General features: G+C 67.9%; 22 protein-coding genes. 8 read left to right on the top strand and 14 right to left on the bottom strand.

The features are described 5' to 3' along the window. The first annotated feature begins 16 nt into the window (after positions 1-16). The gene (locus tag EV698_RS08970; protein WP_130503737.1) at positions 17-1,165 is read left to right on the top strand and encodes a murein hydrolase activator EnvC family protein; all 1,149 of its coding nucleotides are present in this window, start codon (positions 17-19) and stop codon (positions 1,163-1,165) included. Positions 1,166-1,175: 10 nt separating this feature from the next. After that, positions 1,176-2,459 (top strand): S41 family peptidase, encoded by a 1,284-nt coding sequence (locus EV698_RS08965; RefSeq protein WP_130504074.1) that lies wholly within the window; start codon positions 1,176-1,178, stop codon positions 2,457-2,459. Here the strand turns inward: EV698_RS08965 and ubiB are convergent. From ubiB to lptM, 11 genes are all read right to left on the bottom strand, one after another. Beyond that, positions 2,456-4,126 carry a ubiquinone biosynthesis regulatory protein kinase UbiB gene (gene ubiB, locus EV698_RS08960; protein ID WP_130503736.1) on the bottom strand — a complete coding sequence of 557 codons (1,671 nt, stop codon included), beginning with the start codon at positions 4,124-4,126 and terminating at the stop codon, positions 2,456-2,458. The genes EV698_RS08965 and ubiB overlap by 4 nt on opposite strands. Beyond that, on the bottom strand, positions 4,123-4,752 hold the full coding sequence (locus EV698_RS08955) for a ubiquinone biosynthesis accessory factor UbiJ (protein WP_130503735.1): 630 nt from the start codon (positions 4,750-4,752) through the stop codon (positions 4,123-4,125). Before EV698_RS08955 ends, ubiB begins: the two co-directional genes overlap by 4 nt. Continuing rightward, positions 4,724-5,488, bottom strand: coding sequence for a class I SAM-dependent methyltransferase (locus EV698_RS08950; RefSeq protein ID WP_130503734.1), 765 nt, complete (start codon positions 5,486-5,488; stop codon positions 4,724-4,726). Before EV698_RS08950 ends, EV698_RS08955 begins: the two co-directional genes overlap by 29 nt. Beyond that, a complete protein-coding gene (locus EV698_RS08945; RefSeq protein ID WP_130503733.1) occupies positions 5,485-5,877 on the bottom strand; it encodes a gamma-butyrobetaine hydroxylase family protein in 393 nt (130 codons plus the stop codon). The genes EV698_RS08950 and EV698_RS08945 overlap by 4 nt, the downstream gene beginning before the upstream one ends. A gap of 7 nt (positions 5,878-5,884) precedes the next feature. Continuing rightward, entirely contained in the window at positions 5,885-7,210 is a 1,326-nt protein-coding gene (gene hslU, locus EV698_RS08940) for an ATP-dependent protease ATPase subunit HslU (RefSeq protein ID WP_130503732.1), read from the bottom strand. After that, positions 7,210-7,758: an ATP-dependent protease subunit HslV gene (hslV, locus tag EV698_RS08935; protein WP_130503731.1), complete on the bottom strand. Its 549-nt coding sequence runs from the start codon at positions 7,756-7,758 to the stop codon at positions 7,210-7,212. Before hslV ends, hslU begins: the two co-directional genes overlap by 1 nt. Before the next feature lie 71 nt (positions 7,759-7,829). Then, positions 7,830-8,750, bottom strand: a complete 921-nt coding sequence (xerC, locus tag EV698_RS08930) for a tyrosine recombinase XerC (RefSeq protein WP_130503730.1) — start codon at positions 8,748-8,750, stop codon at positions 7,830-7,832. A gap of 2 nt (positions 8,751-8,752) precedes the next feature. After that, positions 8,753-9,454: a DUF484 family protein gene (locus EV698_RS08925; RefSeq protein WP_130503729.1), complete on the bottom strand. Its 702-nt coding sequence runs from the start codon at positions 9,452-9,454 to the stop codon at positions 8,753-8,755. Further along, complete coding sequence (dapF, locus tag EV698_RS08920; protein WP_130503728.1) at positions 9,451-10,290, bottom strand: diaminopimelate epimerase; 840 nt, start codon at positions 10,288-10,290, stop codon at positions 9,451-9,453. The genes EV698_RS08925 and dapF overlap by 4 nt, the downstream gene beginning before the upstream one ends. Next, the gene (gene lysA, locus EV698_RS08915; RefSeq protein ID WP_130503727.1) at positions 10,287-11,528 is read right to left on the bottom strand and encodes a diaminopimelate decarboxylase; all 1,242 of its coding nucleotides are present in this window, start codon (positions 11,526-11,528) and stop codon (positions 10,287-10,289) included. The genes dapF and lysA overlap by 4 nt, the downstream gene beginning before the upstream one ends. Beyond that, positions 11,525-11,653, bottom strand: a complete 129-nt coding sequence (gene lptM / locus EV698_RS10325; RefSeq protein ID WP_165385764.1) for an LPS translocon maturation chaperone LptM — start codon at positions 11,651-11,653, stop codon at positions 11,525-11,527. Before lptM ends, lysA begins: the two co-directional genes overlap by 4 nt. Before the next feature lie 51 nt (positions 11,654-11,704). Here lptM and EV698_RS08905 point away from each other — a divergent pair, with 51 nt between their 5' ends. Beyond that, the gene (locus EV698_RS08905) at positions 11,705-12,379 is read left to right on the top strand and encodes an alpha/beta hydrolase (protein ID WP_130503725.1); all 675 of its coding nucleotides are present in this window, start codon (positions 11,705-11,707) and stop codon (positions 12,377-12,379) included. On the opposite strand, the gene argH is transcribed toward EV698_RS08905, so the two are convergent. Beyond that, a complete protein-coding gene (argH, locus tag EV698_RS08900) occupies positions 12,376-13,779 on the bottom strand; it encodes an argininosuccinate lyase (protein WP_130503724.1) in 1,404 nt (467 codons plus the stop codon). The two genes, EV698_RS08905 and argH, sit on opposite strands and share 4 nt — an antisense overlap. A gap of 150 nt (positions 13,780-13,929) precedes the next feature. On the opposite strand from argH, the gene EV698_RS08895 reads away from it, so the two are divergent. The 5 genes from EV698_RS08895 to EV698_RS08875 all read left to right on the top strand — a co-directional run bounded on the left by EV698_RS08895 (position 13,930) and on the right by EV698_RS08875 (position 18,790). Further along, positions 13,930-14,670: a LytR/AlgR family response regulator transcription factor gene (locus tag EV698_RS08895; RefSeq protein ID WP_165385763.1), complete on the top strand. Its 741-nt coding sequence runs from the start codon at positions 13,930-13,932 to the stop codon at positions 14,668-14,670. Between the two features lie 82 nt (positions 14,671-14,752). After that, the gene (hemC, locus tag EV698_RS08890; RefSeq protein ID WP_130503722.1) at positions 14,753-15,676 is read left to right on the top strand and encodes a hydroxymethylbilane synthase; all 924 of its coding nucleotides are present in this window, start codon (positions 14,753-14,755) and stop codon (positions 15,674-15,676) included. Continuing rightward, the gene (locus tag EV698_RS08885) at positions 15,673-16,431 is read left to right on the top strand and encodes a uroporphyrinogen-III synthase (RefSeq protein ID WP_130503721.1); all 759 of its coding nucleotides are present in this window, start codon (positions 15,673-15,675) and stop codon (positions 16,429-16,431) included. Before hemC ends, EV698_RS08885 begins: the two co-directional genes overlap by 4 nt. Further along, entirely contained in the window at positions 16,431-17,576 is a 1,146-nt protein-coding gene (locus tag EV698_RS08880; RefSeq protein WP_130503720.1) for a uroporphyrinogen-III C-methyltransferase, read from the top strand. Before EV698_RS08885 ends, EV698_RS08880 begins: the two co-directional genes overlap by 1 nt. Further along, the gene (locus EV698_RS08875) at positions 17,573-18,790 is read left to right on the top strand and encodes a heme biosynthesis HemY N-terminal domain-containing protein (RefSeq protein WP_130503719.1); all 1,218 of its coding nucleotides are present in this window, start codon (positions 17,573-17,575) and stop codon (positions 18,788-18,790) included. Before EV698_RS08880 ends, EV698_RS08875 begins: the two co-directional genes overlap by 4 nt. Here EV698_RS08875 and EV698_RS08870 read toward each other — a convergent pair. Together EV698_RS08870 and EV698_RS08865 are read right to left on the bottom strand one after the other, a co-directional pair. Then, on the bottom strand, positions 18,787-19,764 hold the full coding sequence (locus tag EV698_RS08870; protein WP_130503718.1) for a quinone oxidoreductase family protein: 978 nt from the start codon (positions 19,762-19,764) through the stop codon (positions 18,787-18,789). The genes EV698_RS08875 and EV698_RS08870 overlap by 4 nt on opposite strands. Continuing rightward, on the bottom strand, positions 19,761-22,052 hold the full coding sequence (locus tag EV698_RS08865; protein ID WP_130503717.1) for an NADP-dependent malic enzyme: 2,292 nt from the start codon (positions 22,050-22,052) through the stop codon (positions 19,761-19,763). The genes EV698_RS08870 and EV698_RS08865 overlap by 4 nt, the downstream gene beginning before the upstream one ends. Between the last annotated feature and the right edge of the window lie 3 nt (positions 22,053-22,055).

The raw sequence follows: 22,055 nt of genomic DNA, 5'->3' as shown, positions 1-22,055 counted from the left end.
TCGAGACGCCACGCCGATGACCCGATGCCTTCTGACCGTGTGTCTGTTGTTGCCGATCGCTACCGCGCTGGCCCAGACCGACGAGCTCGAATCGCGCGAGGCGCGGCTCGAGACCCTGCGCGAGCAGATCGGCGAGCTCCAGGACCGCCTCGCCGAGGATCGCGAACGCGCCGGCGGCCTGGAGGCGGAACTGGCGGAACTCGAGCAGCGGATCGGCCGCGAGCGCCAGGCGCTCAGCGAGCTCGATGCGCAGATCCGTAGCCGCGAGCAGCGGATTGCCGAACTGGAATCGGCGATTGCCACCCAGTCGCGTCGTAGCGAGGCGCATCGCGAGCGGCTTGCGGAGAGCCTGCGGGCCACTCACCGGCAGGGCGAGTCGACCGCGCTACGGCTGGTGCTGAACGCCGAGGATCCCGCGCGTCTGCAGCGGCTGCTGGTCTACCAGCAGGTGCTGGCCGGGGCACGGAGCGAGCAGGTTCGCCAGGCCGAGTCGGCCATTCGTCGACTTCGCGACCAGCGCGCCGAGCGCGAGGCGGCGCTTGATGCACAGCAGGCCGATCGCGACGAACGCGAGACGCGCCTGAGTAAACTCGAGGCCGATCTTTCCGAGCGCGATGCCCTGCTGGCCGAGATTCGCGGGCGGATCCGCGACCGCGACACCCGGCTCGAAGCCCGCCGCGACGAGGCGGAGACCCTGAACGGGCTGATCGAGGATCTGCGCGAGCAGTTGGCGTCCACCGGCCCGGCACCGGGGCGGGACGCGGAGATGGCGACCGGCGCGCTGGCCTGGCCGCATGAAGGGCCGCTCCTCGCGCAGTATGGCGGTCAGCGCGCGGGTGATCTGGAGTGGACGGGGCTTTTGATCGGTGGCGAGTCCGGCGACCCGGTCAGACCCGTCGCGCCCGGGCAGGTGGTGTTTGCCGACTGGTTGCGCGGGTCGGGTTTGCTGCTCATTATTGACCACGGTGCGGGTTATCTCAGTCTCTACGGCCGCAACGAGTCGCTCTACGTCGATGTCGGCGATCGGGTGGCGGCCACCGATGTCATCGCCACCGTGGGTCGTAGCGGCGGTCGCGCCGAGCCGGCGCTTTATTTCGAACTGCGCGCCGATGGCGAGCCAGTCGACCCGCTGGTCTGGCTGCGGTCGCGCGACAATCAGGGGTGAGGGTGGAATGATGCGGATACCCGGACTGCTACAGGCGCTGACGGTCGGGGTGCTGATGGCGCTGCTGCTCGCCAGTATCCAGACCGTGACGGCGCAGTCATCGGCCGACGACGATCTGCCGCTGGAAGAGCTGCAGCGTTTCACCGAGGTCTACGAGCGTATCCAGCGTGATTACGTGGAGTCGGTGGACGACGAGCAACTGATCCGGAATGCCATTCGCGGCATGCTCTCCGGGCTCGACCCGCATTCGGCCTATCTCGATCAGTCGGCCTACGAGCGGCTCCAGGAGGGCACCCGTGGCGAGTTCGGTGGCCTGGGGCTGGAGGTCGGTACCGAGGACGGACTGATCAAGGTCATCGCCCCCATTGACGGCACACCGGCGGAGGCCGCGGATATCCGACCCGGCGATCTGATCATTCGCATCGACGGTCAGTCGGTGAAGGGCCTGGATCTGCAGGCGGCCGTGGAGCGCATGCGCGGCGAGACCGGCACATCGGTGACCCTGAGTATTCTGCGCGACGGCGCCGAGGCCCCGATCGAGGTCACCCTCGAGCGGGCGGTGATCCAAGTGGACAGCGTGCGCGCCCGGTTGCTCGACGATGCCTTCGGCTACGTACGCATCAGCCAGTTCCAGTCGCGAACCGGCGAGGATGTCCTCGAGGCGGTGGATCGGCTCAGCCGCGAAGCCGACCCGCTCGACGGGCTGGTGCTGGATCTTCGCAACAACCCCGGCGGTGTGCTCGATGCCGCCGTCGCCGTGGCCGATGCCTTCGTCAGCCGCGGTCAGATCGTCTCCACGAACGGTCGTATAGCGCGCTCCCGCGGTGCGTTCACGGCGACGCCGAACGATGCCCTGAACGGCGCGCCGCTCGTGGTGCTCGTGAACGCCGGCTCGGCCTCGGCGGCGGAGATTGTCGCCGGGGCCCTGCAGGACCATCAGCGTGCGGTGATCATGGGCGAGCCCACCTTCGGCAAGGGCTCGGTGCAGACCATCCTGCCGCTGCGCGATGGCGACGCGGTCAAGCTGACCACCGCCCGGTACTACACGCCGGATGGCCGTTCGATCCAGGCGGAGGGCATCCAGCCGGATGTCGAAGTGGCCAACCTGCGGGTCAGTGACGCCGAAGGGGATCCGGCCCGGTTGCGCGAGTCGAACCTGCCGCGCCATCTGCGCGGCGAGACCGATGAGGGTGAGTTACCGGCGGATGCGCCGGCGTCGCCACTGGCGACCCGGGATTATGCCCTCGCCGAGGCGTTGAATCTGCTCAAGGGGCTGACGATCCTCGGTAACTAATCCTTGCGTGGCCAGGCGGCCACCCAGATTACGACTCCGAGGCTGCCCACGACCCAGCTCACCAGCGGTGCCTCGCCGAGCATGACGGGACTGCGGCCGTCGAGCGCGGCGACGATAAACGCCGAGACGACCAGCGCTGCGCCGACACCGGTGGCAAAGCCGCGCCGGCCGCCCTGGCGGATTTCCCGACGCATGGCGGCAAGCTGATGTTGCTGCTCGACGAGTTGCTCGCGGGTGCGGCCGACCTCGCCGAGGGCCTCGTCGATGCGACGGGGCAGGGTCGGTAGCGTCTCGGCCAGGTGCGGGAGCTCCTGACGGGCCTTCTTCAGAAAGGCGCCGGGCCCTACCTGGTCCCGCATCCAGCGCTCGAGGTAGGGCTTGCCCGTATCCCAGAGATCGAGCTCCGGGTAGAGCTGGCGGCCCAGTCCCTCGATCGCCAGTAACGTCTTCTGAAGCAGGACCAGCTGGGGCTGGATTTCCATGTCGAACCGACGTCCGGTCTGGAACAGCCGCATGAGCAGGGCACCCAGCGAGATCTCCCCCAGCGGCCGCTCGAAAATCGGCTCGCAGACCGTGCGCATGGCGCTTTCGAACTCATCGATGCGGGTATCCGCCGGCACCCAGCCCGATTCCACGTGCAGTTCGGCCACGCGGCGATAGTCGCGGTTGAAGAACGCCATGAAGTTATCGGCGAGGTAGCGGTGATCGACCGGGTTGAGTGAGCCCATGATGCCGAAATCCACCGCCACGTAGCGCGGATTGGCGGGATCGCGGACATCCACGAAGACGTTACCGGGGTGCATGTCGGCGTGGAAGAAGCTGTCCCGGAATACCTGCGTGAAAAAGATCTCGGTGCCGCGTTCGGCGAGCACCTTCATGTCGACGCCGGCGCGGTGGAGCCCCTCGATGTCGCTGATCTGCAGGCCGTAGATACGCTCCATGACCATGACCCGTCGGTGAGTGCCGGACCAGTGGACCTCGGGGACATAGAGCAGATCGGAGTCGCGGAAATTGCGCTTGAGCTGCGTGGCGTTCGCCGCCTCGCGCATCAGGTCGAGTTCATCGTGCAGGGTGGTGTCGAACTCGCGGATCACCTCCACCGGCCGCAGGCGAAAGCCCTCGGACCAGTAGCGCTGGGCGAGTCGTGCGAACAGGTAGAGCACGCCGAGATCGCGGGCAATGGCCTGCTCGATGCCGGGCCGTACCACCTTGACCACGACATCCTCGCCGCCGTGCAGGCGGGCCGCATGCACCTGGGCAATGGACGCCGAGGCCATCGGCTCGGTATCGAAATGGGCGAACCAGGAATCCACCGGCTGCTGGTACTCCGCCTCGATGATGGCGCGCGCCTCCTCGCCCGGGAATGGCGGTACGCTGTCCTGGAGGCGGGCCAGCTCGGCGGCGATATCCGGTGGCAGGAGGTCACGCCGGGTGGAGATGATCTGGCCGAACTTGACGAAAATCGGACCGAGATCCTCCAGCGCCGTGCGGATACGCTCGCCACGGGGGCGCTGATGGCGCTCGAACCAGGCCCAGGGCATGAAGAGCCGCAGGAAGCGGAACGGCCGGAACCAGCGGGTGGCGAACAGTACCTCGTCGAGGCCATGGCGCAGCAGCACGAGGTTGATCTGTGCCAGGCGCAGCAGCAGCCGTGCGCGTCGGATCATGATCGCCCCCCGCGCCGCTCGAGCCGTCGCAGCCGAGCCTCCAGACGATCCACGTCTTCGCGGACATGATCGACATCCGCAAGGAAATGCCGCACCTCGATGGCGGTGGGCAGCCAGCGGCGCTCCTCGGTGGCAAGCTCCACCGCGTTGCGCAGCAGGGTATCGGCACTGCGCTGGCCCCAGCGACCGCCCTCGCGCAGGCCCGTGGCGACCTGTGCGGCGCCGGCTTCGCCGACCAGCTGTGCCAGTTGCGCCTCGAGATCGACATCGAGCTCACTGAACAGCGTCCGCACCTCCTGGATGGTGCCGATATCACCCCTGAAGGAGACATCGCGGCTGCGCCGACCGCGTGACAGGATCAATCCGGTCAGGCCGGCGAGGGACGCCTCGAGCACGACATCGCAGTCATTCATGTCGGTCCCGTCGCTGATCAGTGTCAGCCCCTCGTCGCTGAACGCCACCCGCAGTGCCACCGCCGGTTCGGTCAGTCGTAGTCCCAGTTCGCGGCCGTTCAGCGGCGCCAGGCGCTCGGGGGTGGCCGGATCCAGGTGCAGGATCCGGTTGATGCCCGACTCGATCAGTCCCAGCGGCAGCCACTCAGTAGACATGGCCGTGGTGGAGCGCAACCACCCCTCCGCTCAGGTTGATGTAGTCGACATCCTCGAAGCCCGCGGTTTCCATCATCGCTTTCAGTGTCTCCTGGTCGGGATGCTGGCGGATCGACTCCGCAAGGTAGCGATAGCTGTCGGCATCCTGCGCGACCAGGTGCCCCATCAGCGGCAGCATGCGGAACGAGTAGAGGTCATAGACCGGTTGCAGGGCGCGCAGGTAGAGCGATGAAAACTCGAGGACAACGACCTGGCCGCCGGGTCGAAGGGCCGCGCGCATGGCCTGCAGCGCCGCCGGGATCCGGGTGACGTTGCGCAGGCCGAATCCGATGCTGATGCGATCGAAGCACCGCGACGGGAACGGCAGCTGTTCGGCATCGGCAATGACGTAGTCGAGGTTGCCCGTGACGCCCTCGTTGAGCAGCCGGTCGCGGCCGGTCTCGAGCATGGCCGGGTTGATATCGGAGACGATGACCTGGCCGGTGGAACCGACCTGCGCCGCCATGCCCTCGGCGAGGTCGCCGGTCCCCGCGGCCAGGTCGAGTACCCGCTGACCCGGCCGGGCGTTGATCAGCCGCAGGGCCTGACGTTTCCAGAGCCGGTGCAGTCCTGCCGACATCAGGTCGTTCATGACGTCATAGCGACTGGCAACCGAGCTGAAGACCTCGCCGACCCGGCGGGCCTTGTCCTCGATCGGCACGCTCTGATAACCGAAATGCGTTTCGTCCTGCCGGGTTGGATCAGGTTCGTTCATGCGCTGTCTCCGGGGTCGCGCCGTGCGCCGGCGGCGGCCAGTGAATCGAGATAGTCCTGCCAGTAGTCCTCGGCGTTCTCGCCCAGGTCGTAGAGCAGGTCCCAGGAATAGAGCCCGGTGCTGTGGCCGTCGTCAAAGTGGATGCGCAGCGCATACTGGCCCACCGGCTCGATGCGCTCGATGCCCACCGCCGCCTTGCCCACCTGGAGGATGGCCTGGCCCGGGCCGTGGCCGCGCACCTCGGCGGAGGGCGAGTGGACCCGCAGGTATTCCGCGCCCAGATCGAAGTGGCGGCCGTCGTCAAAGCTCACCGCCAGGGTGCGGGACTGGCGATGCAGACGAATCTGCGTGGGCACACGGCCGGTATCGCGGCGCTCGGGGCGTTTCATGGCGACCTCAGAGGATATAGCGGCTCAGATCTTCGTTGCCGGCAAGATCCGCGAGCTGGGCGTCCACGTAGTCGGCGTCGATGGTCACGGTCTCGCCGCTGTGATCCGCCGCGCTGTACGAGATCGTCTCCAGCAGGCGCTCCATGATGGTGTGCAGACGCCGCGCGCCGATATTCTCGGTGTGGGCGTTGACCTGCCAGGCCATCCGGGCAAGGCGATCGACGCCATCCGTCGTGAACACCAGTTCCACCCCCTCGGTGCGCAGCAGCGCCTGGTACTGGCGTACCAGCGAGGCGTCGGGGTCGGTGAGAATGGACACGAAGTCCTCCACCGCCAGCGATGAAAGCTCGACACGGATGGGCAGGCGGCCCTGCAGCTCGGGGATCAGGTCCGAGGGCTTCGCGACATGGAAGGCGCCGGAGGCGATGAACAGGATGTGGTCGGTGTTCACCATGCCCGAGCGCGTCGAGACGGTGCTGCCCTCGATCAGCGGCAGCAGGTCGCGCTGGACGCCCTCGCGCGAGACCTCGCCGCTCCCGCTCTGCTCGGTCTGCCGGGCCACCTTGTCGATCTCGTCGATGAATACGATGCCGCTCTGCTCGACCGAATCGATGGCCTTCTGCTTGATCTCCTCTTCGTTGACCAGTTTGGCCGCCTCTTCCTCGCGCAGCACCCGCCATGCCTCGGCGACGGTCAGCCGCTGGCGCTCGCTACGCTGATTGCCGAGGTTCTGGAACATCCCCTGGAGCTGGCTGGTGAGCTGCTCCATGCCGGGCGGCGCCATGATGTCCATGCCCGACTGCTGACCGCGGAGTTCGATCTCGATCTCGCGATCGTCGAGGTCGCCCTCGCGCAGCTTCTTGCGCATCTTCTGGCGCGTGCTGTCCTGGCCGCGGTCCTCGTTCTCGCTGCCCCGGGCCTGTGGCAACAGGGCGTCGAGGATGCGGTCTTCGGCGGCATCATCGGCACGCCCGGACTGGCGCTGCATCTCCTGCTCGCGGATCATCCGCAGCGCATTGTCGGTGAGATCGCGGATGATCGATTCGACGTCGCGGCCGACATAGCCCACCTCGGTAAACTTCGAGGCCTCGATCTTGATGAACGGGGCATTCGCCAGTTTTGCCAGGCGCCGCGCGATCTCGGTCTTGCCGACACCGGTGGGGCCGATCATGAGGATGTTCTTGGGCGTGATCTCGGGGCGCAGCGCCTCATCCACCTGCAGCCGCCGCCAGCGGTTGCGCAGGGCATTGGCCACCGCGCGCTTGGCGTCGCTCTGTCCAACGATGTGCTTGTCCAGTTCCTGGACGATTTCGCGGGGCGTCATTTCGCTCATCAGGCCTTCCCGTCACCGAGGGTTTCGATGGTCAGCGTGTGATTGGTGTAGATACAGATATCGGCCGCGATATCCAGCGATCGCTGGACAACCGATGCCGCATCCAGGTCCGTCTCGGCGACCAGCGCCTGGGCGGCGGCCTGGGCATAGCCCGACCCGGAGCCGATCGCCATCAGCTCGCGCTCGGGCTCGACCACGTCGCCGTTGCCCGAGATCATCAGCAGGGTTTCGGCGTCGGCCACCATGAGCAACGCCTCGAGGCGGCGCAGGGCACGGTCCGAGCGCCAGTCCTTGGCCATTTCCACCGCGGCGCGGGTCAGGCGTCCGCCGTGGCGCTCGAGCTGACCCTCGAATCGCTCGAACAGCGTGAAGGCATCGGCCGTACCGCCGGCAAACCCGGCCAGCACCTGATCGTGGTAAAGGCGTCGGACTTTGCGGGCATTGCCTTTCATGACCGTGTCGCCAAGGGTGACCTGGCCGTCACCGCCGACGGCCACCTGCCCGTCACGACGGACCGCCAGAATGGTGGTTCCATCAAACTGCTGCAAGACTGCTCTCCGGACGTTGCTGGATAGTGGTTGCCTGACCGCCAATGTTAACGCAGCCGGACGCCTCGGGGTTACCTTCGGCGCGCCCTCGGATGAGCCCGGTCATAGACCTCGGCCAGGTGCTGGAAGTCGAGGTGGGTGTAGATCTGGGTTGTCCCGATGTCGGCATGGCCGAGCAGCTCCTGGACGGCGCGCAGATCGCCACTGGACTCGAGCAGGTGGGTGGCAAACGCGTGCCGCAGCATGTGCGGGTGGACCGGTCGATCCAGGCCCTGCAGGCGTGCCAGCTGGTTGAGGCGGGTCTGAATGGCCCGGTGCGACAGGCGCTGACCCCGGCGGCTCACGAACAGCGCGGTCTCCTCCGCGGCGGCCACGGTATCGCGGACCGCGACCCAGTCACCGACCGCCTCGCGCGCCTTGCGGCCCACCGGGACGATGCGCGTGCGGGCCCCCTTGCCGACGACGCGAAGCTCGCGTGGTGCCCGACCGGTGTCATCGAGATTGAGTGCCGCTGCCTCGGCGAGTCGCAGCCCGGCGCCATAGATGAGCTCGAAAATCGCGCGGTCACGGCGCCGCAGCGGATCGGCCTGGTCGGTGGCCCGCGCCGGCGGATCAAGGAGCTGCGCGGCGCCGTCGACATCCAGGGTGGCCGGCAGCGTCTGCTTCGCGCGTGGCGCCTGGATGTCCGCGGTGGGGTCGGTATCGAGGCGGGCCTCGCGCTGCAGGAAGCGATACAGGCCGCGGGCCGCGGACAGCTGGCGCTGCAACGAGCGGGGTGATAGCCCGCGGCGATGGCACTGGCTGATCCAGGCCCGGATGTGATCGCTGCGCACGCGTGCCCAGTCATCGATATCGATGGTGGCCAGATATTGCCCCAGGCCGGAGAGATCGCGTGCGTAGTGTTGCCGTGTCAGCGACGCCAGCCGTCTTTCATCGCGCAGGTGGACAAGATAGCGATCAAGATCGGTCCAGAGGGGTGGGCGCGGGGGCATGGTTACGGACCGGCGCAGGACCGGCGCAGGACCCGCGCCGCCAGGGCGCCCAGCTGGCCGAGGAAGATCGTGCCCTGTTCATCGTGGTAGCGATCGGCATCGCGACTGCCGATGGCGATGAACCCGCGCACCGGAGGTTCGTCCATCGGGATCACCGCGACTGACCCCAGGCCCTCCGCCTGGTCGCCAAAGATGAGTGTCCGGTGCTCGGCATCCAGTTCGCCGAGGACCGGCTGATCGCCGGCGAGGGCGCTTTCGAGCTGCTGCGCCCGGGGATCGTCGGGCGCGAGGACCGGCGCACCGGCAGCGCTCAGCCACTCACCAATAAGGATGACCTCGACCACGTCTGCCCGGAAGTCGTGCCGCAGCCCGTCACGGATCGCGACCAGCACGCTGTCGAGATCGTCGGCGGCGAGCAGCTCGAGGGTGAAGCGATGGATCTGCTCGACCAGCCGATCATTGTCGCGCGCCACCTGGAGGAGCTGATCCAGGCGCTCCGCGAGGGCATGGTTCTCTTCGCGCAGGATCGATACCTGGTATTCGATCAGCGAGGTTACGCCGCCGGTCGGGTGGGGGACCTCTAACCGGCTGACGAGATCCGGGTGCCGCTGCAGCAGATCGGGATGCGCCTGCAGGTAGTCCAGTACCGCCTGTTCGTCGATCGGATGCGCCGACATCGCTGATTCGCCTGTCTGACCGCTCATGTCGCTCCCGTTGCCAGTCTGCCCTCGAACACGGTGTCGGCCGGGCCAGTCATCCAGACCGGCTGGCCTTCACCCTGCCAGTGTAGCACCAGCTCGCCACCGGTCAGGCTCAGGGTGACAGTGGGGTCGAACCAGTCGTTGAGGATGCCGGCCACCGCCGCCGCGCAGGCACCGGTTCCGCAGGCCGGGGTCTCGCCGACACCGCGCTCGTAGACGCGGAGATGACCGCGGGAGCGGCTATCCACCGCGAGAAAGCCGGCATTGACGCGGTTCGGAAAGCGCGGGTGGGACTCGAGTGCGGGGCCCAGTGTTGCCACCGGTGCGGTCTCGACATCGTCGACGCGCAGAATCACGTGGGGGTTGCCCATCGATACGGCGGCAACGTCGTGATTCACACCGGCCGCGGTCAGTTCGTACTGTATCCGGCGCTCGGCGGCCTCGAAGGGGATGGCCGACGGCTCGAGGATCGGCGCTCCCATGTCGACGCGAACCCGGCCGTCGTCCATCAGTTCGACCCGGGTCAGGCCGGCATCGGTCTCGAGGCTGACGTGGCCTCCTCGATGCAATCCCTGGTCGCGCAGGAAACGGGCCAGGCAGCGGACGCCGTTGCCACAGTGCTCGACCTCGTGGCCGTCGGCGTTCCAGATCCGGTAGCGGAAGTCGGCGTCGGGCCGGCGCGCGGCTTCGGCCACCAGGACCTGGTCGCAACCGACGCCGTAGCGTCGATCGGCGATCCGCCGGATCCATGCCGGGGTCGGGTCCAGGGACTGGTTGATCGCGTCGAAGACGACGAAGTCGTTGCCCAGGCCCTGCATCTTGGTGAACGCGAGGCTCACGGCGTATCCAGGAGGTGCTCCCCCTGCCAGAGCGCTTCGAGGGTTTCGCGTTCACGGATCAGGTGGGCACGGTCGCCGTCCACCAGCACCTCGGCGGGACGCGGCCGGGCGTTGTACTGCGACGCCATGACAAAGCCGTAGGCGCCGGTGGCGTGGATCGCCAGCAGGGTGCCGGGCAGCAGGGCCAGGGAGCGCTCGCGGCCCAGGGTGTCGGCGCTCTCGCAGACCGGTCCCACTACATCGTAGAGCCGCGCCTCGGCGTCCACCGGCTCGGCGGTCTCGATGCCCTGCCAGGCGTTATAGAGCGCCGGGCGCAGCAAATCGGTCATTGCCGCGTCGACGACAGCGAAATCGCGGTGCCCGGGCTTGAGGTATTCGACCCGGGTGAGCAGAAGCCCCGCCTCGCCTACGAGGGCGCGACCCGGCTCCATGAGCAGCTTCTGTCGGCGACCGGCGAGCAGCGGGCCGAGCCGCTCGGCCAGTGCCGCCGGTGAGGGCGGGGTCTCGTCCTCGTAGCGGATCCCCAGACCGCCGCCGATATCGAGATGCTCGAGATGAATGCCGGCGGCCTCGAGCCGGTCGACCAGGGCGAGGCTGCGCGACAGGGCGTCCGCGAGCGGATCCAGCTCGGTGAGCTGGGAGCCGATATGGAAGTCCATCCCCGAAACGGCGACACCCGGCATCGCCGCCGCCCGGTGGTAGAGGGCCTCGGCGGCATGGATATCGATGCCGAATTTGTTCTCCTTGAGCCCGGTGGAGATGTAGGGATGGGTGCGGGCGTCGACATCCGGGTTGACCCGCAGCGACACCGGCGCCGTGCGGCCGGTGCGTGCGGCCACGGCACTGATGCGCTCGAGCTCGGCCTCGGATTCGATGTTGAACGCCAGGATACCGGCAGCCAGCCCCTGCTCGATCTCTTCCTCGCTCTTTCCGACCCCGGAGAACACGACCTTGCCCGGATCGCCGCCGGCCCGCAGGACCCGGGCGAGCTCGCCGCCGGAGACGATATCGAAACCGCTGCCCAGCCGTGCAAGGAGCTGGAGGATCGCGAGGCTGCCGTTGGCCTTCACCGCATAGCAGATCTGGTGATCGAACGCCGCAAAGGCCTGGTCATAGGCCCGCCAGGCCGACTCGATGGCGGCACGCGAGTAGACATAGAGCGGCGTCCCGAAACGCTCGGCGAGGACCGGCGCCGGACAATCCTCGATGGTCAGGGTGCCGTTGTTGTGCCTGATCACGACATGCCCTCCTCACTGTCCGCGGCGTCCCGGTCGTCGGGTAGGTAGAGATCGCCCTTGACGCCGCAGCCGGTGACCAGGATTAGCGTGATCAGTGCCAGAAAGGGCAGGATACGTGGGGTCATGCAGACTCGGTGTTTCATGTGGAACATCAGTATAAACAGAGGAAAGAGACGATGGTCGAGCAGGAACAACTCGAGACCGTGGAAACCGGCGGCCAGGACGCCCGATACAGCGTCATCTGGCTGCACGGGCTGGGCGCCAGCGGTCATGATTTCGAGCCTATCGTCCCGCAGCTGGGGCTGCCCGTGCCGGAGGCGGTGCGATTCGTGTTTCCGCATGCCCCGGTGCAGCCGGTGACGCTCAACGGCGGCATGGCCATGCCCTCGTGGTACGACATTTACGGCCTGGCCCCGGGCACGCCGCAGGATGAACAGGGGCTCGATCGGGCGGCGGGCTGGATCGAGGCGCTGATCGAGCGCGAGGAACGCCGCGGCGTTCCGCCCGGGCGGCTGGTGCTGGCCGGGTTCTCGCAGGGCGGTGCGCTGGCCCTCCATGCCGGACTGCGCTATGCGTCGGGGCTGGCCGGCATTATGGGGCTGTCCACCTATCTGCCACTGGCCGACCACCTCGCCCAGGCCCATGCCGCCGCCAACCGCCGCACGCCGATCTTCCTCGCTCATGGTCACCACGACCCGGTGCTCGCCTATCAGCTGGGCACCGGCTCCCGCGACGCCCTGGAGGGCCTCGGTTATCCCGTGGAGTGGCACGACTACCCGATGGCGCACCAGGTGTGCATGCAGGAGATCGTCGACATCGGCGCGTGGCTGGGTCGCGTACTGGACCGCTAGTCGCCGGCGCCGGTGCCGAGCCGGTCCCTTGCCGCGACCACCTGGCGCCGTACCTGGGCCGGCGCCGTCCCGCCGGTGTGGTCGCGTGCCGCCAGCGAGCCGTCGAGGGTCAGCACCTCGAAGACATCCTCGCCGATGGTGGCCGAAAAGCCCTGCAGCTCCGCCAGTGACATCTCGGCGAGGTCCCGCCCCTCGGTCACGCCGAAGGCGACGGCCTTGCCGACAATTTCGTGGGCGTCCCGGAAGGCCACGCCCCGACGGACCAGGTAGTCGGCCAGGTCGGTGGCCGTCGCGAATCCCTCGCGGGCGGCGGCCCGCGTGCGATCGCGATTGACCGTCAGCGCCGGCACCATGTCGGCGAACGCCCGTAGGCTGTCTCGCAGCGCATCGGCGGCGTCGAACAGCGGTTCCTTGTCTTCCTGGTTGTCGCGGTTGTAGGCGAGTGGCTGTCCCTTCATCAGCGTCAGCAGCGCATGCAGGGCGCCATGGACGCGGGCGCTCTTGCCGCGGACCAGTTCGGCCACATCCGGGTTCTTTTTCTGCGGCATGATCGAGCTGCCGGTACAGAACCGGTCGGGCAGATCGATAAAGCCGGTGAGCGGCGACGCCCAGATCACCAGCTCCTCGGCCATCCGCGAGAGATGCGTCATGGTGAGCGCCGCGGCGGAGACGAACTCGATGGCGAAATCCCGATCCGAGACGGCATCGAGGGAGTTGCGGGTAGGGGCGTCGAAGCCCAGCGCCGCACAGGTCTGATCGCGGTCGATGGGGAAGGTCGTGCCGGCCAGCGCCGCCGATCCCAGCGGCATCTGATTGACTCGCCCGCGGGCGTCCCGCAGCCGGGCCTCGTCACGTACCAGCATCTCGTACCAGGCCAGCATGTGGTGGCCGAAACTCACCGGCTGGGCCACCTGCAGATGGGTGAAGCCGGGCATGACCGTGTCCGCCTCGCGCTCGGCAAGATCCACGAGTCCGCGCTGAAAGCGGCGCAACAGGGTGATGTTGGTGTCGATGACCGTGCGTAGCCACAGGCGGATGTCGGTGGCAATCTGGTCGTTGCGCGAGCGCCCGGTGTGCAGGCGCTTGCCGGCCTCGCCGATGCGCTCGGTCAGTCGCGCCTCGATGTTCATGTGGACATCCTCGAGGGCGGGATCCCAGGGGAAGCCGCCGGCCTCGATCTCCGCCTCGATGGCGTCCAGCCCGGTATCGATGGCCGCCGCGTCGTCGGCGCTGATCACGCCGCAGTCGGCAAGCATCCGGGCGTGGGCCCGGGAGCCGCGGATGTCCTCCCGGTAGAGGCGCCGGTCGTAGTGTTCGGAGGCGCTGAAGGCCGCGACGAAGGCATCGGTGGCCTCGGTGAACCGGCCGCTCCAGAGGCCCTTGGCGTCAGACTCGCTCATGCCGTGCATCCCTTTCGTGTGAACGTCGCATTATAGCAGCCGACCGGTCCTCCGCGCCGGATGCCCGGTCTGTGAACCGGTTGGCGGTGGGCGTCGTCGCGTTTTTGCATGCTCGATCCTCCATTCGATGATCCCAGGGGAGGGACAGCAATGATGAAGATCGTGATTGCCTGCGAGCAGCCTGCGCTGCGACAACGACTGGCGGCGCTGGCGGCAACCAGCGCCGGATGCTGCGTGGCGGCCGTCCTCGAGACGCCTGCCGAGGCGCCGGCCAGCCATGGTCGCGATCCGGTGGACGTGGTGGTGCTGGGTGTCCGCGACGAGGCCCACCTGGCCGTCGCCGTGGACCTGGCCAATATGACGCCGGCACCGGCGATTCTGCTGGCGGGTGAACTCGCCGACCCGATCATCCCGCGACTCGAGGAGAGCGGCGTGGACTATGTCGTCGATACCGCGCAGCCGACCCGCTTCGCGACGGCCCTGCAGGCGGCGCGCCCGCTGGGAGTGAGTCAGATCGCGCGGCTCCAGGCCCCCGGTGCCGGTGATGAGCGCCGCCATATTCTCTGCCGCCGGCGCAACGGCCTGAGCCTGATCCCGGTGGATGACGTGCGCTGTTTCGTGGCCGATCACAAGTACGTCACCGTCCAGCACGATGCCGGCGAGGATCTGATCGAGGAGTCGTTGTGTCGCCTCGAGGCCGAGTTCGGTCCACGCTTCCTGCGTGTCCATCGCAGTGCGCTGGTCGCCCGCGACGCGCTCCGCGGGCTGGAGAAGGATCTCGATGGCCAGACCCGGGCCCTGGTGGATGGCAGCGACGATCCGTTGCCGGTCAGTCGACGCCGCCTGCCCACCGTCCGGCGCTGGATGAGGACAGCCGCGACGCCGGGTTGAGGTTTTGCCTGTCGGCCGTCAGGCGGTATCGTTGCAGACCATTGCAACTGGCCGTCACGGTCGTTTTCAGGCACCGGCACCCATGTCCATCACGCACCTCCGCATTGCTACCCGTCGCAGTCCGCTCGCCGTCTGGCAGGCCGAGCATGTCGCCGACCGCCTGCGGGCGCGATATCCGGATCTGGCCGTCGAGCTGGTTCGCCTCTCGACGCGCGGGGACGAGATCACCGATCGCCCGCTCATGGCGGTGGGCGGCAAGGCCCTGTTCGTCAAGGCGCTCGAGGAGGGAATGCTGGCGGGCAAGGCGGATATCGCCGTGCACTCCATGAAGGATGTGCCGGCGGTGGTGCCGGACGAATTCCGCCTGCCGGTGATCCTGGCCCGGGAGGATCCCTTCGATGCGCTGGTGTCACGCCGCTACGCGGCGATTGCCGAACTGCCCGCCGGTGGCCGGGTGGGCACCGCCAGTCTGCGTCGTGAATGCCAGATCCGGGCGCGGCGTCCGGATCTCGTCGTGGAGTCGCTGCGCGGCAATGTGCAGACCCGTCTGGGCAAACTCGATGCGGGGCACTTCGATGCCATTGTGCTGGCGGCATCAGGGTTGCAGCGGCTGGGCATGGCCGGGCAGATCACGCAGGTCATGGCACCGGAGGAGAGCCTCCCGGCGGTGGGCCAGGGAGCGCTGGGGATCGAGTGCCGGGCCGACGATCCCGACGTGGCGGCACTGATTCGGGGGCTTGATGATCCGGACACCCACGATCGGGTGGCGGCGGAGCGGGCCGTCAATGCCCGCCTCGAAGGCAGCTGCCATGTGCCGCTGGCCGCCTATGCAATGCTCGAGGGCGAAACGCTCTGGCTTCGCGGCCTGGTGGCGAACCGCGACGGCCGTCGGGTGCTGACCGCCGAGGGGCGTGCGGCACGGTCGGAGGGACCGGCGTTGGGGCATGCCGTCGCCGAAGATCTGCTCGGCCAGGGGGCCGGCGAGATCCTCGCCGCTATCGAGTGACGGAACGCGACGCCCTCGCCGGTCGACGGATCCTGGTGACCCGCCCTGCCGGCCAGGCGGAGGGGCTGATCCATCGCCTCGAGGCCGCGGGTGCGGCGGTGCTGCATCGACCCACCCTGCGCATTGTCGCCGTGCCCCCCGCCATCGACGCGTTTCCCGCCCATCCCGACTGGCTGGTCTTTACCAGTCCCAATGCTGTCCGCTACGGGGTGGACTGGTTGCCGGCGTCGATGTGGCGGAGCGCTCGCACTGCCGCGGTCGGCCCGGGTACCGCGGCGGCGATCGAACAGCGAGGTCGGAGCGTGGACGTGGCGCCGAGTGTCGGCGGAGGTGCGGACGATCTCCTGGCGGAAACCGCCTTCGATCCGGGCGAGGCGACGAGCGTACTGATCGTTCGCGGTGAAAACGGCCGCCAGCGGCTATCCGCGGCGCTCCGGGCGCGTGGCGCCGACGTGCATGAAAGTATTGTCTACCGTCGTATTCATGCCGCGAGTCAACTCGATATCCCTCGGGAGTGGCAGGCGCAGCCGCTTGACTGCACAATTATCACCAGCGTGAGTGGCCTGTCCTGCCTACTCGGCATGGCGGGAGCATCCGCGCTAGAGTGGTTGGCGGAGAGCAGGCTGGTCACTGTCAGCGAGCGTGTCGCGACGGCCGCGACCAGCGCCGGATTCGACAGGCCGGTCGTTGCCAGCGGTGCAGACGATTCGGCCATTACACGCGCGGTGTGTGCCGCGCTGCAGAGAGAGATCTGATGAGCAAGACAGACAAGGATACCGATAACGCCCTCGAGGCCGCCTCACCGGGCAAAAAGGGCGGCGGCACCGGCGGTGGCAAGGGTGACGGCGAGGCGGCTGCGACGCCACCGGCCGGCCGCACGTCAGGACATGTAGCGCTGGTCATCGCCATCCTGGTCCTGCTGCTGAGTGCCGGCGGAGGCGCTTATCTCTACTGGCAGATGCAGCAACTCACCGAGGCCCAGTCCGGCCTGGCGACGCAGCGCGAGCTCGAGGCACTGAGTAGTGATCAGCAGGAGACTGCCGGCGAGCTCAACGGCCGTATCACCAACCTCAACGAGCAGCTCGAGTCGCGCCTGCAGTCGCTGGCCAAGCTCGAGAATCGCGTGGCGGACCAGGCCAGCGCCCGCAATGAACTGGCCGATCGTGTCGATCAGCTCTACCGGCGCATGAATTCCGAGACCGACGACTGGCGGATCGCCGAGGCCGGCTACCTGGCGCGGATGGCGGTGCACCGGCTGCAGTTCAACGGTGATATCCCCGGCGCCCTCGAGGCCCTCGAGGCCGCCGATATCCTGCTCTCCGGGCTGGGCGGTGTCGGCATCGACCGGCGTGAGGCGATTGGCCGGGCCGTCGATCAGCTGCTGGCCGTCGACCAGGTCGACCTCGTGAGCGTCAATCGCGGTCTTGATCGCGTGGCCGATCAGCTCGGTACATTGCCACTGGCGGCGGGCGTCAAGCGTTTCCAGACCGCCGATGGCGACGTGGCGACCGGTGACGAGCCGACCTCCGGTGGCTGGCGCCAGCGCCTGGACCGGGCCGGCGACCGCCTGATGGCCGGCCTGGGCGAGCTGGTCACGGTCAGCCGGGATCGCCAGGTCGAGCCGCTGCCGGAACCGGAGTCCCGCTTTCTTCTCCAGCAGAATCTGCGCCTGCAGATCGAGTCGGCCCGACTGGCGGCACTGCGGGGCGAGCCGGAGACCTATGCCAATGCCCTCGAGCGGGTGGATGGCTGGGTCGATGCCTATTTCGACTCCAGTGCCGATAGCGTCACCGCCGTCAGGGACCGGCTGGCCGGGCTGATGGATGAGACGGTTCGAGTCGAGCGTCCGCCGATTGGCGAGACACTGGCGCCCGTGCTCAATGATGGTGGCCGGTCATGATCCGGCGGCTCATCGGCTTTATCGTCCTGCTGCTGGCGAGTGTGCTGGCGGCGCAGTGGTTCGCCAACGAGGGCGGCTTTCTGATGGTCCGCGTCGGCGAGTGGACCATCCAGACGAGCCTGTTCGTGGCGGTGCTCGCATTTATCGCCCTGTGGGCGCTGGTGACCCTGGCCTTCGGGTTGCTGCGTCGGACTGCGCAGGCGCCGGGACAGGTCCGTGACCGGCTGGCAGGTCGGCGGACGCGCAAGGCGCAGCGCGAGCTGATCGACGGCCTCATCGAACTCGCCGAGGGCCGCTACGCCCAGGCGGAGCGCCACCTGGAGGGAACCAGTCGGATCTCGGATCAGCCGCTGATGCATCACCTGCTGGCGGCGATTGCCGCGCAGCGCCGGGGTGAATGGCAGCGTCGCGACGATCTGCTTGCCGAGGCGGATGCCGCCAACCCCCGGGCACGGCTGGCGGTGGGCCTGCTGCAGGCGCAGTTGCAGGTGGATGCCGAGCAGTGGGAACAGGCGCTTGCCACCCTGGGCTGGCTGCGGGAAAAGGCCCCGCGCAATCATCGGGTGCTGATGCTGCAGGCACGCGCCATGCAGGCGGTGGACGACTACGCCGGGCTGCTCGATCTGTTGCCGGACCTGCGCCGCGAGCAGTCGCTGCCGAGCGCGGAGCTGACCGCGATCGAGCAGCGCGCCCTGGATGAGCGCATCGGCGAACTCGGCACGTCGGCGAACGCCGACAGCCTGGGCCGCATCTGGAAGTCACTGCCCAAGGCCCGGCAGCGCGATCCGGCACTGCAGGCGCGTTACGCGCGGGCGCTGATCGCCGCCGACTGCCCGGTCACCGCGGAGCGGCAGCTGCGTGGCTGGCTGCGCCAGCGCTGGGAGCCCGCGCTGGTGGCGGTGTACGGCGAGCTACCGCTGGAGCCCGAGCGCATCTACAACCGCCTGACGTCGTGGCTCAACCAGCGACCGGAGGATCCGGCGCTACTCTATGCGGCGGCCCGGCAGGCGGCGCGCTGCGAGCGCTGGGGACCGGCCCGGAACCACCTCGAGGCCGCGGTGGCCCGGGGTAATGACCCGGCGATGGCGCGCATGCTCGCCGAGCTCTATGAACGCCTGGGTGAGCATGACCGCGCTCGCAAGACCTATCGCCAGGCCCTGGGCCTCGATCCGATCGGCAACAGCCTGCCGCGAATGGACGCCGGCGCCGACTAGGCGCGGAGGATGATCGACCCGCTGCTCTGACGCGACGCCAGTCGTTCATGCGCACCGGCGGCCTCGGCGAGCGGCCACTCGCTGTCAATGCGGACCCGTATGGAACCGTCCGCCACCCTGGCGAAGAGCGCCCTGGCGGCGGATTGCAGCTCCTCTGCCGTGCCGATGTAGTCGAATAGCGACGGCCGGGTCAGGAACAGCGACCCGCCGGCGGCCAGCTGACCGACGGCAATGGCTGGCGGTATCCCCGATGACTGGCCAAAGCTCACCAGCAGCCCGCGCTTTGCCACGCATCCCAGCGATGTGGCGAGCGTGTCGGCACCCACGGAATCATAGGCTACCCGCACGCCGGCACCCCCGGTAATCGCACGGACCCGCTCCGCGACATCCTCGTCGCGGTAGAGAATCGGGTGATCACAGCCGTTGGCCCGGGCCAGTTCGGCCTTTTCCGGGCTGCCGACGGTGCCGATCACCGTGGCGCCGAGGTGATGGGCCCACTGGCAGAGTAATAGCCCGACCCCGCCGGCCGCGGCATGAATCAGCACCCGATCCCCCGACTGCACGGCACAGACGCGCTGCAGGAGCATATGCGCCGTCAGCCCCTTGAGCATCATTGCCGCGGCCTGCTCGCTGCTGACCGCGTTCGGCAGTGCGACGACGCGGTCGGCGGCGATGATCCGCTCGCTGGCATAGGCACCGGGCGGTCCGCCCACGTACGCGACTCGCTGCCCCGGGCTCAGCCCGGTGACGCCGTCGCCCACAGCCACGACCTCGCCGGCGCCCTCGAGCCCCGGCGTGAACGGCATGCTGGCGGGCGGGTAGAGACCGGTCCGGAAGTAGATATCGATGTAATTGACACCGATATGGGTTTGCCGGATGTGGACCTGTCCGGACGCCGGTTCACCGGTCGGCACAGTGGCGAGCTGGAGCTGCTCGGGCCCGCCGAAGCGATGGATGCGAATCGCCTCGGTCATGATGCGCTCCCGTCCTTCTCGGCAACCATGCCTGCCTCGACGCCGGCGAGGGCGGTGAGATTGACCACGCCGCGTACCGTCACCGATGGCGTGAGGATGTGCGCCGGCTTGGCCATTCCCAGTACCACCGGTCCGATGGAGACCGCATCGGTGACGGTCTTGAGCAGGTTGAAGGCGATGTTGGCGGCGTCGAGCGTCGGCATGATGAGCAGATTCGCCTCGCCGTCGAGGCGCGAGTTGGGAAAGATCCGTCGCCGTATTTCCTCGTTCAGCGCGGCGTCGCCATGCATCTCGCCTTCCACTTCCAGCGAGGGGTCACGGTTTTCGACCTGCCGCAGCGCCTCGCGCATCTTCACCGCCTCGGCATCGCCGGAGGTGCCGAAGTTGCTGTGCGAGAGCATCGCGACCTTGGGCACAATGCCGAAGCGGCGGATCTCGTCGGCCGCCAGCGTGGTCATCTCCGCGAGCTGCTCGGCGGTGGGATGGTGATTGACATAGGTGTCGCAGAGGAAAAGCGTGCCCTTCGGCGTGATGATGGCGTTCATGGCGGCGAGGTTACTCACCCCCTCGCGCCTGCCGATCACCTCGGTGACATAGTCGAGCTGGCGGTGATATTTCCCCACTGCGCCGGAGAGCATGGCATCGGCCTCGCCGCGGTGGACCATCAGCGAGGCGATCACGGTATTGCGGGTGCGCACGATCTGCCGGGCCCGGTCCGGGGTGACGCCGCGACGCTCCATGAGCGAGTGATAGAGCTGCCAGTAGGCCTTGAAGCGGGGATCGTCCTCGGGATCCACCAGCTCGAAGTCCTCGTCGATGACCAGGCGCAGTCCGAGGCGCTTGATGCGCATCTTCACCACCCGACGTCGGCCGATGACGATGGGCTGAGCGAGCCGATCGTCCACGACCAGCTGAACCGCCTGCAGGATGCGCTCATCCTCGCCATCGCCGTAGGCAACGCGCCGCGGATTCTGGCTGGCGCGCTCGAAGATGGGCTTCATCAGCAGTCCGGACTGGAACACGTAGGTGGAAAGCCGGCGCCGGTAGGCGGCGAAGTCGGTGATCGGGCGTGTCGCGACACCACTGTCCATGGCGGCCCTCGCCACTTCCGGGGCGATGCGGATGATCAGGCGCGGATCGAAGGGCTTGGGGATGAGGTATTCCCGACCGAACGACAGGGGCTTGCCGCCGTAAGCGGCGCGGACCACATCCGATGACTCCATGGTGGCGAGGTCGGCAATGGCGCGTACACAGGCCTTTTTCATTTCGTCGTTGATGGTGGTGGCGCCAACGTCCAGCGCGCCGCGGAAGATGAACGGGAAGCACAGGACGTTGTTGACCTGGTTGGGGTAGTCGGAGCGACCGGTGGAGATAATCGCATCCGATCGGGCGGCGAGCACGTCCTCGGGCCAGATCTCCGGCGTGGGGTTGGCGAGGGCCATGATCATCGGCTTGTCGGCCATGCGCTTGACCATGTCCGCGGTCAGCACGCCCGGGACCGAGAGGCCCAGGAAGATGTCCGCGCCGTCGATGACCTCGTCCAGGGTGCGGGCGCTGGTGTCGGCGGCGTACAGGCCCTTGCGCTCGTCCATGTCCTCCGTGCGGCCCTGGTAGATCACGCCCTGGCGGTCGGTGACGACGATGTTGGCGGGATCAAGCCCCATCGACACGAGCAGATCCAGGCAGGCGACCGCGGCGGCACCGGCCCCGGAGGTAACCAGCTTGATGTCTTCGAAGCGCTTGCCGACCAGCCGCAGGCCGTTGTAGATCGCGGCGGCGGCGGTGATGGCGGTGCCGTGCTGGTCGTCGTGGAAGACCGGGATACTCATGCGCTCGCGCAGTTTCTCCTCGACCTCGAAGCATTCCGGTGCCTTGATATCCTCGAGGTTGATCGCGCCGAAGGTCGGCTCCAGCCGGGCGATGGTATCCACCAGTTTGCCGGGATCGTTCTCCGCGATTTCGATATCGAAGACGTCGATGCCGGCAAACTTCTTGAATAGGACGCCCTTGCCCTCCATGACCGGTTTCGACGCCAGCGGACCGATGGCGCCCAGACCGAGTACCGCCGTGCCGTTGGTGATGACCCCGACCAGGTTGCCACGCGCGGTCACGTTGGCCGCCTCCTGCTCGTTATCGACGATCAGTTCGCAGGCGGCCGCGACCCCCGGGCTGTAGGCAAGGGCCAGATCGCGCTGGTTGGCCAGCGGCTTGGTGGGCGTGACCGTGATCTTTCCCGGGGTCGGGTTGCGGTGGTAATCGAGCGCGTTCTGCTTGAAGTCCTCAGCCATGGT

It is taken from the genome of Spiribacter vilamensis, assembly GCF_004217415.1.
Classification (GTDB): Bacteria; Pseudomonadota; Gammaproteobacteria; order Nitrococcales; family Nitrococcaceae; genus Spiribacter; species Spiribacter vilamensis.
Note: the sequence above shows the minus strand (reverse complement) of the source record. Positions and strands in the feature narration are given on the sequence as shown.

Coding starts and splice junctions, on each gene's coding strand:
- EV698_RS08970 (WP_130503737.1), top strand. CDS start 17: ATGACCCGATGCCTTCTGACCGTGTGTCTGTTGTTGCCGATCGCTACC.
- EV698_RS08965 (WP_130504074.1), top strand. CDS start 1,176: ATGCGGATACCCGGACTGCTACAGGCGCTGACGGTCGGGGTGCTGATG.
- ubiB (WP_130503736.1), bottom strand. CDS start 4,126: ATGATCCGACGCGCACGGCTGCTGCTGCGCCTGGCACAGATCAACCTC.
- EV698_RS08950 (WP_130503734.1), bottom strand. CDS start 5,488: ATGAACGAACCTGATCCAACCCGGCAGGACGAAACGCATTTCGGTTAT.
- EV698_RS08945 (WP_130503733.1), bottom strand. CDS start 5,877: ATGAAACGCCCCGAGCGCCGCGATACCGGCCGTGTGCCCACGCAGATT.
- hslU (WP_130503732.1), bottom strand. CDS start 7,210: ATGAGCGAAATGACGCCCCGCGAAATCGTCCAGGAACTGGACAAGCAC.
- xerC (WP_130503730.1), bottom strand. CDS start 8,750: ATGCCCCCGCGCCCACCCCTCTGGACCGATCTTGATCGCTATCTTGTC.
- EV698_RS08925 (WP_130503729.1), bottom strand. CDS start 9,454: ATGAGCGGTCAGACAGGCGAATCAGCGATGTCGGCGCATCCGATCGAC.
- lptM (WP_165385764.1), bottom strand. CDS start 11,653: ATGACCCCACGTATCCTGCCCTTTCTGGCACTGATCACGCTAATCCTG.
- EV698_RS08905 (WP_130503725.1), top strand. CDS start 11,705: ATGGTCGAGCAGGAACAACTCGAGACCGTGGAAACCGGCGGCCAGGAC.
- argH (WP_130503724.1), bottom strand. CDS start 13,779: ATGAGCGAGTCTGACGCCAAGGGCCTCTGGAGCGGCCGGTTCACCGAG.
- EV698_RS08895 (WP_165385763.1), top strand. CDS start 13,930: ATGATGAAGATCGTGATTGCCTGCGAGCAGCCTGCGCTGCGACAACGA.
- hemC (WP_130503722.1), top strand. CDS start 14,753: ATGTCCATCACGCACCTCCGCATTGCTACCCGTCGCAGTCCGCTCGCC.
- EV698_RS08880 (WP_130503720.1), top strand. CDS start 16,431: ATGAGCAAGACAGACAAGGATACCGATAACGCCCTCGAGGCCGCCTCA.
- EV698_RS08875 (WP_130503719.1), top strand. CDS start 17,573: ATGATCCGGCGGCTCATCGGCTTTATCGTCCTGCTGCTGGCGAGTGTG.
- EV698_RS08870 (WP_130503718.1), bottom strand. CDS start 19,764: ATGACCGAGGCGATTCGCATCCATCGCTTCGGCGGGCCCGAGCAGCTC.
- EV698_RS08865 (WP_130503717.1), bottom strand. CDS start 22,052: ATGGCTGAGGACTTCAAGCAGAACGCGCTCGATTACCACCGCAACCCG.